Consider the following 12,747-nt stretch of genomic DNA (forward strand, 5'->3'; position numbering starts at 1 on the left):
CGTGGCCACGCCTGGACTCTCACCCGAACTGCTGACGGCTGCGACGCTCACGGCACCTGTAAGGCTGGCCAATTATCTCGTCGCGCTGCCCGTCGTGGTGCCGCTCCTGTTCGCCTCGGGTCTCCTGATGATGCGCGGCCGGCTGCGTTGGCAGCCTGCGGTGGCGATCGCCGGGATGACGGTGCTGCTCGTCATCAATCTCCTCCTGTTGCGTCGGGTGGCCTCGGAGGGGCCGCAGGTGATGATGATGGGCGCGTGGAAGCCGCCCTTCGGCATCGCCTTTACAGCCGATCGTCTCGGCGTCCTGTTCGCATGCGCTGCCGCCGTCGTCGCACTTGCCTGCACCATCCATGCGGCCGCGACGGTGAGCCTGCAGGAGCGACGCTACGGCTTCTTCCCCTTCCTGTTCGTCATGATCGGCGGTGTCTCCGGCGCATTTCTCACCGGCGACCTCTTCAACCTCTATGTCTGGTTCGAGGTGCTGCTGATCGGCTCCTTCGGCCTAATCGTGCTCGGCTCAGAGCACCGCCAACTCGACGGCGCCACGAAATACTGCTTCCTCAACCTCATCGCGACGACCTTCTTCCTGGTGGCCACCGGCCTCGTCTACGGCCTCTTCGGCACGCTCAACATGGCCGACATCGCGATGAAGGCGCGCTCGATGGAGCCGAACGGCGAGGTCGTGACCATCGCGACGCTGATGCTGGTGGCCTTCGGCATGAAGGCGGCGGCGTTTCCGCTGAACAACTGGCTGCCGGCCTCCTACCATACCCCTCGCTTCGTCGTGTCGGCGCTGTTTGCCGGCCTTCTCACCAAGGTGGGCGTCTATGCGTTGATCCGCGTCCTCCTGATGCTGTTCCCAGCCGAACGCGGCGGCCTCAGCATGGTCGTCGCCGGCGTTGCCGCTGCGACAATGATCGTGGGCGCCTTGGGCGCGCTGGCCCAGAGCGACCTGCGGCGCTTCTTGAACTACCTCGTGATCGCAGGCATCGGCACCATCCTGGCCGGGCTCGCGCTGCCGCTGCCTCTCAGCAGCGAACCGACCGCGGGTCCGCTTCAGGCGGGCCTCTCCGGCGCGATCTTCTATGCCGTTCATTCCATGGTGGTGATGACGGCGCTGTACCTTGCCGCGAGCCTGATGACTCGGCGGGCCGACAGCGCCTCGCTGCACGAGATCGGTGGCCTGTGGCGCAGTTCGCCCCTGCTGGCGGCGGTGACGCTGGTGCTGCTCATCGCCGTCTCCGGCCTGCCGCCCTTCTCCGGCTTTTGGCCGAAGCTGATGCTGGTGCAGGCCATGATCGGCGGCGGGATGGGCTGGCTGGCGGCGGTGATCCTCCTGTCCGGCTTCCTGCAGACGATCGCCTGCGCGCGGCTGTTCGCTCTGGCCTTCTGGCGGCCGGCTCCCGCGGTGGATCGTGGGACCGACGAGCCCGGGGCGATGGCGGCCGCGGGCGTCCGCGCAGCGGCTGTTTCGATCGCGCGTGTGATGGCGGAAGGGCGTTCGGAGCCGAGCATGCTGCCCCTGCTGGTGCTGGCGCTCCTCGCGGTAGCGATCGGCCTCTGGCCGCAGGGACTAGCCTCGCTGACAGGTGCCGCCGCTGGCGGCATCCTCGATCCGGCCGGCTACCATCTCTCCGTTTTCGGAGGCGCATCATGACCTTGCCGCTGATGAACCTGGTTCTCGCGCTGATCTGGGTGACGGTCAGCGGATCCTTTTCGCTGGTCAACCTCGTATTCGGCTTCTGCCTGGGCGCACTCTCCCTTCTGCTGGTGCGCGAACATGTCGGCGCGGTCGGCTATCTGTCCCGCACGCGTCGCATCCTGTCGCTGCTGCTGCTCTTCATCCGCGAGCTGCTGATGTCGGCCTGGCGGGTGGCGCGGGTCGTCTGCCGCCCGACGATCGACGTCAGGCCGGGCATCTTCGCCTATCCACTGACCGTCGATCGCGACCTTGAGATCGCGCTTCTCGCCAACCTCATCACCCTGACGCCGGGGACGCTTTCGGTCGATGTCTCGGCCGACCGGCGGACGCTCTACGTCCATGCTCTCGACTGTTCCGACCCCGATGGCGCGCGCAGGGACATCGCCGACGGTTTCGAACGCAAGATCCTGGAGGCGTTTCGATGAGCCTCGAGACCTTCGCTGCCGGCTTCCTCGACATCGCGCTGGATGTCTCGTTCGCGATCTTGGGCTTCGCCTTCCTGGCGACGCTCCTGCGGATCTACAGGGGGCCGACGCTGCCGGACCGCGTGATCGGTCTTGACATGCTGACGGCGATCGCGATCGGCTTCATCGCCGTGATCGGCATCGACACCGGCTACACATTGTATGTCGACATCGCCATCGCGCTCGGCCTCGTCGGCTTCCTGGCAACCGTTGCCTTCGCGCGCTTCATCCTTGCCAGGGGTGGCGGGGACGACGAGGAGAAGGCGTCCTGATGGCCGGTGCGATCATCCTCATCCTGGCCGCGCTTCTGTCGCTCACTGGATCGATCTTCGTGGCCATCGCCGCCATCGGACTGCTGCGCTTGCCGGATCTCTATACGCGCATGCACGCCGCTTCGAAGGCGGGGACGGTCGGCTCGGGCATGATGCTCATCGCGCTCGCACTCGTGTCGGCGGGATCAGCCGAGGCGCTTCGCGCCATCGCGGCGGTTCTCTTCTTCATCCTGACCGCGCCCATTTCGGCTCACCTGCTGGCCAAGGCAGCACATGCCGCGGGTTATCGCCTGTGGCCGGGCTCCGTCCTCAACGAGATGCCCGCGCTCGACGTTGCGCCCATGCCGCCGGATGCAGGCGACGGTATGGTGGGGAGTCCGGACGCGCAGGAGAGCGATGGCGGGGCCGCCGCGCCGCACGGAGCGCCGCCGCAGATCGCGCCTCGCGGGGCTGCATGAGCGAGCGTTTCTCCACTTTGTTCTCCATCGTTGCGGGCCTCTTCGGCGCCGTCGGCATCGCCTTGTCGGCCATGGCCGCGCATGTGGGCGATGACCGTTATCTCGCGATCGCCGCGGCGATGCTGCTTTTCCACGCGGCCGCGCTGCTTGGCCTGTCACAGTCCACGCCGGCCCGGCTGCGGCTGGCTCCGCTGTCGGCGCTGCTGATCACGATCGGTACGCTGCTCTTCGCCGGTGATCTCTCCGCCCGCAGCTTCCTCGGTGACCGGCTGTTCCCAATGGCCGCGCCGAGCGGCGGCATCGCGCTGATCGCCGGCTGGCTCAGCATCGCCGCCGGGGCCGCGGTCGCCGCAGTCCGGCGTCGAGGCTGACGGATGCCGCGGATGGGAATTTAGACAGGGGGAGAGCAGAGATGAACGGCTTCGACAACAAGCTCTTCGACGGCAGGACGGTGGTCGTGACCGGCGCCGGACGCGGCATCGGCGCAGCGGTCGCCCGCGCCTTTCTCCAAGCCGGCGCGCATGTCGTCGCCCATGCCGGGCGCAGCGAGGAGCATGTGGAGCGCGATCTGACGCGCGGCCTCGACGCGGCTGCGCTCGAACGCCTCAGCGTCGTCACGGGCGATCTTGCCGCGCCGGGCGCGGGGCTTGCTCTCGCCGGGCGCATCACCGGCTTGGCGCCGCGCATCGACGTGCTCGTCAACAATGCCGGGACGATGGTCGGCCGCGTTCTCCTCGGCGAGACGACGCCGGAGCACTACGACCGGGTGCTCGATCTCAACATCCGCTCGACAGTGGAGGTCACGCAGGGCCTGCTTCCGGCGTTGAAGACTGCTGAAAGTGGCGCTGCGATCGTCAACACGGTGTCGATCTCCGCGCGTACCGGCGGCAGCCCGGGCTCGTCGCTCTATTCGGCCTCGAAGGCCTTCGTCTCCACCTGGACCCGTTCGCTCGCCCGCGAACTCGCGCCGGATCGTATCCGGGTGAACGCCGTGTCGCCCGGTACGATCATGACAGACTTCCACCGCCGCTACTCCTCGCCGGAGAAGCTTGCCGCCACCGCCACCGGCATTCCGCTGCAGCGGCTCGGCACGGCGGAGGACTGTGCGCCGGCCTATCTCTTCCTCGCCTCCGAGCACCTGTCCGGCTATGTCACCGGCCAGGTGCTGGAGATCAATGGCGGTCAGTTCATGGGTTGAGCCGCGGCGCCAACGGTCCTGCCGGCGTCGGCGTCCGGCTCGCTCGCGTCGGCCTCGCGTTCCGCAGGCGCCGGCTGCGCCGTGTCCACGGCGACCACCACCGACATGCCGGGCGCGAGGCGCTCCGCCAGCGTCTGGCCTTCGTCGATGGCGATCCGCACCGGCAGGCGCTGCGCCACTTTGGTGAAGTTGCCGGTGGCGTTGTCCGCCCGCAGAACCGCAAACTCCGAGCCCGTCGCCGGCGAGAAGCGCTCGATATGGCCCCTCATCGTCTCGCCCCGGAAGGCGTCGACGGTAAAGGTGACGACCTGGCCGACGCGCATGCCGGCGAGCTGGGTTTCCTTGAAGTTGGCCGTCACCCAGATCCGATCCGGCACCAGCGTGGTGATCTGCGAGCCCGCCGTCAGATATTGGCCGAGGCGCGCGCCGACTTCGCCGAGCACGCCGTCCTTCGGCGCCACGATGCGGGTGTTGCCGAGGTCGATCGTGGCTAGCTCCACCGCCGCCTCAGCCCCTTCGACGGCGGCTTCGAGAGAGCGTCGCCCGACGATGATCGACTGCAGGTCCTGGCGGGAGACTTCCACCGCCGCCTGCGCCTGCTGCAGGACCGCCGTTGCCTGATCGAGAGCACTGCGGGTTGCATCCGCCTCGCTCTTGTTCACGATGCCCTTCTGGACGAGCGGAACTATGCGGTCCCAGTTGGCTTGCGCCGTCGCCAGAGCCGACCGCGCGCTCGTGACCTGCGCCTCGCCGGAGGCGATCTTGGCTTCGGCCGAACGGCGTTGCTGGGCGGAATTGGCCAGCGCCGCCTTCTGCACATCCAGCGTCGCCCTGGCCTGGCTCAGCTTCTGCCGGTAAATGCGATCGTCGATCCTGAGCAGCGTCTGCCCAGTCTTGACGCTCTGATAATCCTGCACGGCGACCTCGGCGACGTAGCCCGCCAGTTGCGGGCTAATCACAGTCACCTGGCCGCGGACATAGGCGTCGTTGGTGGTTTCCACCGTGCTGGCGAAGGGTGGCAGGCGCCAGGCATACAGAACCAGCGTCACGCCGGTGATGCCGATGAGGAGCGCGACATAGGTCGCGAACGAGCCGAAGATCTTGCGCATGAGCGTCACCGTTGCAGTTCACGCGGCCGCCGGCGGCGCAGTGTGCGGCGCCTGGAGAGCCTTGATCCATTTGAATGTCTGATGAGCCAGAAGCCAGAAGAGCCCGAAGGCGGCCGTGGCTGACACCAGCAGGAAGGCGTCGTTGTAGGCGAGGACGTTGGCCTCGCGCGTGGCCTGCTGCGCGATCAGGCTGACGCCCTCGGCCCGCTGCAGCACCGGATCGGCGAGCGTCTTGGCATAGGCAGCGCCATACTGGGCGGCGCGCTGGGCCACGGTCGGGTCGGTGAGGACGACGCCCTCGACCAGATAGTGGGAGTGATACTTCTCGCGGATCGTCACCACCGTGCGGAAGATCGCCGAGCCCATGGCACCACCGATGCTCTGGGTGACGAGGAAGACGATCAGGAAGCTGAGGATGTAGTTGGTGCCTCGCTTCATCGCCGAGACGAAGCCGACGCTCATCGCCGGTGGCAGGAACAGGGTGCCGGCCGCCGCTATCATCGCCTGGCTCACATACATCTGCTCCGGCCGCGTCAGGCTGGTGGAGTGGCCGTCGAGAAAGGCCCCGACCGCCAGCAGCGCCAGCGCCAGAGCGTGGATCGCCGGCACCCGATCCGGCGTCAGCACGGCGGCGCAGAAGGCGCCGGCGACGAAGGTCGCGCCGAGGATCACCGTATAAAGCGTCACCAGCTGGTCGTTCAGGAGACCGAGCGTGGTGAAGAGGCCGTAGGCGCCGCTGGTCTGTTCGGCGAGAATCAGTCGGAACAGGAGGAGCACACCGGCGAAGTGCAGGATTTCCGGCGAGGCGATCCAGCGGAAGTCAACGAGCGGGTTGTCCCGGTTGAGCTCGATCAGCACCGCCGCCGTGAGGCTGCTGCCGCCGACGGCGAGCAGCACGCCGAGCCAGCGCGCCTCGAACCACCAATAGTACGGGCCGACGGTGAGCGCGACGACGATCGAGCCAAGGCCGATCGCGATCAGGAGATAGCTGAGAACGTCGAGCGGCTCGATGACCTTGGCGCGGGCGGGCGCCGTCAGTGGCAGAAGGTAGATCGCACAGTAGCTCATCATCGCCAGCGCCACCTCCAGAAGGAACATGGCGTTCCAGCCGCCGAGATCGACGAGCGTGGGCGAGATCAGCCGGGCGATCGGCATGGCGGCCGCGGTCAGCGTCAGGCTCGCCGTCATGCCGATGCTGAGCTTCCTGGCCGGCGGGAAGGACTCCAGCATGTAGAGAAAGCCGAGCGAGGACATGGGCGAAGCGGCGCAGCCCGCAAAGAAGCGCACAACGATCGCCGAGCGCAGGTCGCTGACGAACAGATGGGCAAGCGTGACCAGCACGAAAACCACGATGGCGCCTTCGGCAAAGCGCCGCAGACCGAACTCCGCGCGGACCTTGGTGAGGAGCAGGGTCAGGCTGACATTGGGTGCCAGATAGGCGGCGATCAGCCAGGCGGACTCATTGGTGGTGGCGCCGAGCGAGCCCTGGATCTGCGTCAGGTTCACCGACATCAGGTTGAGGCCGAGCCCCTGCGTCAGCGAGATGAGGATTGCGGCGGCGATATAGCAGGCGGCGAGCAGGGGATGGCGCGGGACGTATTCCGCCGGCGCCGGCATCGGCTGCGTCTGACGACGGCTGCGTCCGATCACGGCGCTGAGCGTCGGTGCAGGAGCCCGCGCTGCCTCTGCATCCGGCGCTGCTGCCGTCTGGGCAGCTTTCGGTTCGAGCGGCACATCGGCGACGGCGGTCGCATCCGCGGCTGGGTGCGGCATGATGGTCGGCTTGATCATCGTCTGACCTCAGGACGCTGGGTCGAGACGCTTGGCGAGAGTGCGGAGCACCGCAGCGGCACCCCTCAGGTCCGCCGTCGCAATGTCACCGATGATCTCGTCCCGCAGCTCCGCCGCGATCGTCGCGACGATGTCCGCCTGCGCCTGCCCATGCTTGGTGAGGACAACATGCTTGGCCCGCCGATCGTTCTCGACCGGCAGCCGGCTAATCAGATGGAGCTTCTCCATGCCGTCGAGCAGACGCACGACGGTTGCATTCTCCAGCTCCAGCTCGGCTGCGAGCTCGCTCTGCGTCAGGCGACCGAGCCGTGACAGGCAGAACAAGGTCCGCGCCCTGGCATAGGTGAGGCCATGTGCCACCACGCGAGCGTTGAAGGCGGTTCGGATCCGACGGCCGACGCCGGTGAGCGTCTCCATGAACTCGGCTCTGGCTACGTCTGCATGCATGGAGATAAGCCTGCTTAAATGTAGTATGCTAACTTTCCTGAGGCGATATAGCCGCTCTCTCGGCTCTCTTCAAGATCGTCAGTGGGACTTATGAACCCGTGCGGCGTGGCCCTGGCTGCGTCGGCAGGATGCCCGGTTTCAGTCGCCGCCGTCGTCCGGGATCTTCAGGAGATGGCCGCAGGCCTTGCAGTGGACGGCGTCCGGCTCATGGCGCTGCAGGGCGCATTGCGGGCACGTGAAGCTGACCTTGTAGGGGCGGAAGATCGCCTGAGCCAGGCGCACGAAGAGCGAGATGCCGACGATCATCGTCACGATCGATGTCAGCTTTCCGGCGGTGCCGGGTAGGGTGATGTCGCCGAAACCCGTGGTCGTCACCGTCGCGACGGTGAAGTAGAGGGCGTCCACATAGCCCTCCATGCCGGATCCGGGCCGGGCGAAGGCGGTGTAGACGAAGCCGGTGATCAGGAAGAGGCAGGTGGCCAGATTGATCGCAGCCCGGCCGACATCCTCCCATTGCCGGAGACCCCGTTTGCGCAGTGAGCGCCAGAACAGGTCCTTCTGCGACAGCGTCCAGAGGCGCAGGATCCTGAGGAAGCCGAGATTGGCCAGCCATAGCGGTGCCAGCAGCGTCGCAAGGACGATGAGATCGACCCAGGTCGCCGGGCGCAGCAGCCAGCGCCGCAGGCTGTAGGCCGCTGCGCCGCGGGCGCACAGGTCAAGTGCCAGGATCACCGCGACCGCATAGTCGAACCACAGGAAGTGCTGCTGCTCCTGCAGCACCGGGCTGACGATGAAGAAGCCGATGATGACGAGGTCGACGGAGGCGATCGCCCACTGGAAGTGGATGTCCCGCGGATCCTCGCCGACATAGAGCGAGCGCAGCCGGTTACGCCAGGCGGCGCGATGGGGGGCGGGAGACGAGCGACTGTCCACGGTGGTCCTTCACGAGGCATGCGATGGATGTCCCGCCCCGGGGCCAAGGGCCCGGGCGAGAGCGTGCGTGTTCTAGCTCAGTTTAGGGCGAGAGCATCCGGCGACATCAGCGCAGGCTCGCTCAACAGGTGCAGGCGAGTGGGTCGAGGTGCCGAGTTCAGTCGCGATCAGCGGTGCCGGCAACATTCGCCACTGTGACCGAGCAACATCCGCAATCTTGGATAGCAGCCAAAATGGTCCGATTCCCGTCCAGGTACGGTTAAGCAGGTAAATGTCGGCTGAACGGTAAGACTATCGTAATCGGCGTCTGCGATGACTCGCCGATTGATACGGCTCGGTTTTCCGGCGCTCTCCGCTGGCCGCACCGGCCGCCTCAGTGTCGCGAGGTCAGCCAGCGGGCATCGATGTCGATCAACCTAAAGCTCATCATTGCCGGGCTGGCTATCGGCCTCGTCACGATCGTGGTGGGCGTCCTGTCGCATCAGTCGCAGATGCGCTCACGCGAATATGCCGCCCAGGTCTACGATCAGGGGCTGCTACCGCTTGGCGAGCTGTTCGAGGCCGACAGCGCCCTGACGATTCTCAGCGACCGCTACTCCCGCAAGCTCATTTCCGATCCCGACAAGGCTCCTTCAGCTGCCGAGGTGGAAGCGCTGACGCGCTCGCTCGGCGTCATTCTCGGTCATCTGCGCGTCGGTGCGGCCGGCGCGCTGTCGGACGGGACGCGACTTGCCACCCGGGCACTGATCGAGCGTCTCAGCCTCGTTCAGGCCGCCGACGGCAAGTTCAGCCTGCGCCTTCTGTCAAAAGAGCTGGCCGAATCGAACATCCAGCTGAACGACACGCTGCAGCGCTACCGCGCCGACGTCACCGCGCTGCGCGCCGAGATCAGCGCCGGCTTCGACAGCCTGCTGGTGGCAAGCTGGATCGAGCTGGCGCTCGCGGTGATCTTCTGCCTTCTGGTGGCGCTCATCCTCTCGCGCACCATCGTGCCGCCGATCCGCAATGCAGTGAGCATCGCGACCTCCATCGCCGGCGGCAATATCGAGAACGAAATCGTGCCGGCCGGTCGCGGCGAGACGGGCGAGCTGCTGGCCGCACTCGCCATGATGCAGAAGAGCATCCTGTCCAACAGCCGCCGCATCGAGAAGCTGATGACGGCGCAGGCGAGCCGGTTCGACAACCAGATCACGACGCAGCACAACCGCTTCGAAGCCGCCCTGAACAACATGACGCAAGGGTTATGCATGTTCGACAGGGACATGAACCTTGTCGTCTTCAACGAGCCCTTCGCGCAGATGTTTCCCAATCTGGCGCTCGGCGCGCCGGCGACGGAAGTTCTGGCGGATTCCCGGCTTCACGATCTCCTCGCGCCGCATGAGACGGGCTTCTTCGTCCATGCCATGCGCGATGGCCGGATGATCGCCGTCTCGCGGCGCGGCATGACCGGCGGCGGTCTGGTCGTGACATTCGAGAACATCACCGAAAAGCATCGCACCGCCAAGCAGCTCGAGCACCTGGCAAGCCACGATTGGTTGACGGACCTCGCCAATCGTCACCAGTTCACCGAGAGCCTCGAGCGGATGCTGCGCGATCAGCCGCAGATACCGATCGCCATCCACTGCCTTGACCTCAACGGCTTCAAGTCGATCAACGACACCTACGGACACCCTTGCGGCGATGCGCTGCTGAAGCTCGTCGGCGACACTCTCGTCGCCTGCGTGGGCCCGAACGATCTCGTCGCCCGGCTCGGCGGCGACGAGTTTGCCATCATCCAGACAGCGCCGGAGTCGCAGGACGTGGCCGAGGCGCTCGCCCGGCGTGTCGTCGATGCGATGAGCGAGCCCATGGAGGCCGCGGGACGGCGAGTCTCGATCGGCGTCTCGATCGGGGTCATCTTCGTGCCGAAGCGGACGAAGGCGTCGGCGCCATCCGCCGACGTCGTCATCAAGAATTGCGACCTCGCCCTTTACCGGGCCAAGTCGGAGCGGCGTAGCGGCTATCAGTTCTTCGAGCCCGGCATGCGCGAGCATCTGGAGCTGCGCCGCCTCTTGGAGAGGGATCTGGAACAGGCGCTCGACCGCGAGGAGTTCGAACTCTTCTATCAGCCGTTCGTCGATGTGGACCGCAAGGCGGTCTCCGGTTTTGAGGCGCTGCTGCGCTGGCGTCATGCCGAGCGCGGCATGGTCTCGCCGATGCAGTTCATCCCGCTGGCGGAAGAGCTGGGCCTGATCGAGAGGATCGGCCTATGGGCTCTGCGCTCAGCCTGCGAGCAGGCTGCCGCCTGGCCGGGCGACCTGAAGATCTCGGTCAACCTTTCGCCGGTGCAGTTCCGCAGCCCCACGCTCGTCGCCGATGTTGTCGCCATCCTGCGTGAAACCGGTCTGGAGGCCAAGCGCCTCCAGCTGGAGGTGACGGAATCGGTGTTCCTCGACGATACCGATGGCGTCTTGACCTCGCTGCGGGCGCTCCGTCAGCTCGGCGTTCTCATCTCAATGGACGACTTCGGAACCGGCTATTCCTCGCTCGGCTATCTCAGCCGTTTCCCCTTCGACAAGATCAAGATCGACCAGTCCTTCGTCCGCGACCTGAAGAAGCCCGAGAACATCGCCATCGTGCGCGCCGTGATGGGTCTCAGCCGCGCCATGAAGATCGCCGTCATCGCCGAGGGCATCGAGACGCGCGAGCAGCTGGAGACGCTCTATCGCGAAGGCTGCCGCGAGATGCAGGGCTACCATTTCAGCAAGCCGCGGCCGGCAGCGGATTTGCCGAAGGTCCTGCGCGAGGTCGCGCAGTACTGGCGCGACAACAAGGCGCTGGAGGAGCCGCGTCAGGGTCGCGACAAGGCTGCCTGAGACGCGGGTGCAATCGCGGCCGCTCATCGACGCCACCGGACGGAACCACTCGTCGCCTTTCCCCGCCAGAGCCGGCCTTTCGCGCCTTGACCGACTCCGGAGGCGCTTCTAGCCTCCGATCCCGACATCGCTTCAGCTTGCAAACGCCCTGGACCATATCGTTTCAGGGTTCGGGATCGCCGCATGGACCAGATCGCATCCACCAACAATCTCGAAGCTTTCTGGATGCCGTTCTCGGCGAACCGGCAGTTCAAGAAGGCCCCGCGTCTCTTCGTCGGCGCCAGGGACATGCACTACAGCACGGCCGACGGGCGGCAGGTGCTGGACGGCACGTCAGGGCTCTGGTGCGTCAATGCCGGGCACTGCCGCCCGCTGATCACCGAGGCCATCGCCGTGCAGGCCGGGGAGCTCGACTACGCGCCGGCTTTCCAGATGGGCCACCCCAAGGCGTTCGAGCTGGCGGCGCAGCTCGTTGCCATGGCGCCGAGCGGCCTCGACCATGTCTTCTTCACCAATTCGGGCTCGGAATCGGTCGATACGGCGCTGAAGATCGCGCTCGCCTATCAGCGGGTAAAGGGGGAGGGCTCGCGTTTCCGCCTCATTGGGCGCGAGCGCGGCTATCACGGCGTCAATTTTGGCGGCATCTCGGTCGGGGGCATCGTCGGCAACCGCAAGATGTTCGGAACGCTGCTGACTGGCGTCGACCACATCCGCCATACCCACGATCCCGCGCGCAACGGCTACTCGCGCGGCGAAGCCGAACACGGCGTCGAACTCGCCGACGACCTCCTGAAGCTGACGGCGCTGCACGACCCATCCACGATCGCAGCCGTCATTGTCGAGCCGGTCGCCGGCTCCACCGGCGTGCTGCCGCCGCCCAAGGGATATTTGAAGCGCCTGCGCGAGATCTGCGACCAGCATGGCATCCTCCTCATCTTCGACGAGGTGATCACCGGCTATGGTCGCATGGGGACGCCGTTCGCTGCCGACTATTTCGGCGTCGTCCCGGACATCATGATCACCGCCAAGGGGCTGACCAACGGCGTCATCCCGATGGGCGCGGTGTTCGTGAAGGACACGATCTACGAGGCCTTCATGAACGGGCCGGAGCACCTCATCGAGTTCGCCCACGGCTATACCTATTCCGGCAATCCGATTGCCGCCGCCGCCGGTCTCGCGACGCTGCGAACCTATCGCGAGGAGGGTCTGTTCGAGCGCGCGGCGGCGCTGGAGTCCGTCTGGGCCGACGCCATCCACTCGCTGAAAGGCGAGCCGCACGTCATCGACATCCGCACCATCGGCCTCATCGGCGCCATCGAGCTCGACCCGGTGGCTGGGCAGCCGACGAAGCGCGCCTTCTCCGCCTTCCTCGAAGCGTTCGAGAAGGGCCTCCTGATCCGCACGACGGGCGACATCATCGCCCTATCGCCGCCGCTGATCGTCTCCGAGGCACAGATCGGCGAGATCGTCGATATGCTGCGGACGATCCTGAAGAGCCTGCGGTAGCACCGCGGCCGT

At 66.3% G+C, this 12,747-nt stretch carries 11 protein-coding genes and 1 pseudogene; 8 read left to right on the plus strand and 4 right to left on the minus strand.

What is annotated here, in order from left to right; genetic code table 11:
• The first annotated feature begins 1 nt into the window (after position 1).
• The 6 genes and pseudogenes from C0R46_RS06070 to C0R46_RS06095 all read left to right on the plus strand — a co-directional run bounded on the left by C0R46_RS06070 (position 2) and on the right by C0R46_RS06095 (position 4,094).
• Positions 2 to 1,657 carry a Na+/H+ antiporter subunit D gene (locus C0R46_RS06070; protein WP_102958720.1) on the plus strand — a complete coding sequence of 552 codons (1,656 nt, stop codon included), beginning with the start codon at positions 2 to 4 and terminating at the stop codon, positions 1,655 to 1,657.
• Entirely contained in the window at positions 1,654 to 2,127 is a 474-nt protein-coding gene (locus C0R46_RS06075; RefSeq protein ID WP_102958721.1) for a Na+/H+ antiporter subunit E, read from the plus strand. Before C0R46_RS06070 ends, C0R46_RS06075 begins: the two co-directional genes overlap by 4 nt.
• Positions 2,124 to 2,438: a cation:proton antiporter gene (locus C0R46_RS06080; protein ID WP_102958722.1), complete on the plus strand. Its 315-nt coding sequence runs from the start codon at positions 2,124 to 2,126 to the stop codon at positions 2,436 to 2,438. The genes C0R46_RS06075 and C0R46_RS06080 overlap by 4 nt, the downstream gene beginning before the upstream one ends.
• Positions 2,438 to 2,761 (plus strand): annotated as a pseudogene (gene mnhG / locus C0R46_RS06085) (monovalent cation/H(+) antiporter subunit G); the annotation flags it as partial. The gene C0R46_RS06080 and the pseudogene mnhG, both read left to right, overlap by 1 nt.
• 131 nt (positions 2,762 to 2,892) lie before the next feature.
• Positions 2,893 to 3,267 (plus strand): DUF423 domain-containing protein, encoded by a 375-nt coding sequence (locus C0R46_RS06090; RefSeq protein ID WP_102958724.1) that lies wholly within the window; start codon positions 2,893 to 2,895, stop codon positions 3,265 to 3,267.
• A gap of 41 nt (positions 3,268 to 3,308) precedes the next feature.
• Complete coding sequence (locus C0R46_RS06095) at positions 3,309 to 4,094, plus strand: SDR family NAD(P)-dependent oxidoreductase (RefSeq protein WP_102958725.1); 786 nt, start codon at positions 3,309 to 3,311, stop codon at positions 4,092 to 4,094.
• Here C0R46_RS06095 and C0R46_RS06100 read toward each other — a convergent pair.
• From C0R46_RS06100 to C0R46_RS06115, 4 genes are all read right to left on the minus strand, one after another.
• Entirely contained in the window at positions 4,079 to 5,203 is a 1,125-nt protein-coding gene (locus C0R46_RS06100; RefSeq protein WP_102959226.1) for an HlyD family secretion protein, read from the minus strand. The genes C0R46_RS06095 and C0R46_RS06100 overlap by 16 nt on opposite strands.
• Positions 5,204 to 5,221: 18 nt before the next feature.
• Positions 5,222 to 6,820 carry an efflux MFS transporter permease gene (locus C0R46_RS06105; protein ID WP_425349871.1) on the minus strand — a complete coding sequence of 533 codons (1,599 nt, stop codon included), beginning with the start codon at positions 6,818 to 6,820 and terminating at the stop codon, positions 5,222 to 5,224.
• Between the two features lie 183 nt (positions 6,821 to 7,003).
• The gene (locus C0R46_RS06110) at positions 7,004 to 7,441 is read right to left on the minus strand and encodes a MarR family winged helix-turn-helix transcriptional regulator (protein WP_102958726.1); all 438 of its coding nucleotides are present in this window, start codon (positions 7,439 to 7,441) and stop codon (positions 7,004 to 7,006) included.
• A 138-nt stretch (positions 7,442 to 7,579) separates the two neighbouring features.
• Positions 7,580 to 8,374 (minus strand): potassium channel family protein, encoded by a 795-nt coding sequence (locus C0R46_RS06115; RefSeq protein WP_102958727.1) that lies wholly within the window; start codon positions 8,372 to 8,374, stop codon positions 7,580 to 7,582.
• A gap of 404 nt (positions 8,375 to 8,778) precedes the next feature.
• On the opposite strand from C0R46_RS06115, the gene C0R46_RS06120 reads away from it, so the two are divergent.
• Both C0R46_RS06120 and aptA read left to right on the plus strand, forming a co-directional pair.
• Positions 8,779 to 11,229 (plus strand): EAL domain-containing protein, encoded by a 2,451-nt coding sequence (locus C0R46_RS06120; RefSeq protein WP_102958728.1) that lies wholly within the window; start codon positions 8,779 to 8,781, stop codon positions 11,227 to 11,229.
• Between the two features lie 183 nt (positions 11,230 to 11,412).
• Positions 11,413 to 12,735: an omega-aminotransferase AptA gene (aptA, locus tag C0R46_RS06125; RefSeq protein ID WP_102958729.1), complete on the plus strand. Its 1,323-nt coding sequence runs from the start codon at positions 11,413 to 11,415 to the stop codon at positions 12,733 to 12,735.
• Positions 12,736 to 12,747 lie beyond the last annotated feature (12 nt).

Origin of the sequence: Mangrovicella endophytica (assembly GCF_002893625.1) — a bacterium.
Taxonomy (GTDB): Bacteria; Pseudomonadota; Alphaproteobacteria; order Rhizobiales; family Rhizobiaceae; genus Mangrovicella; species Mangrovicella endophytica.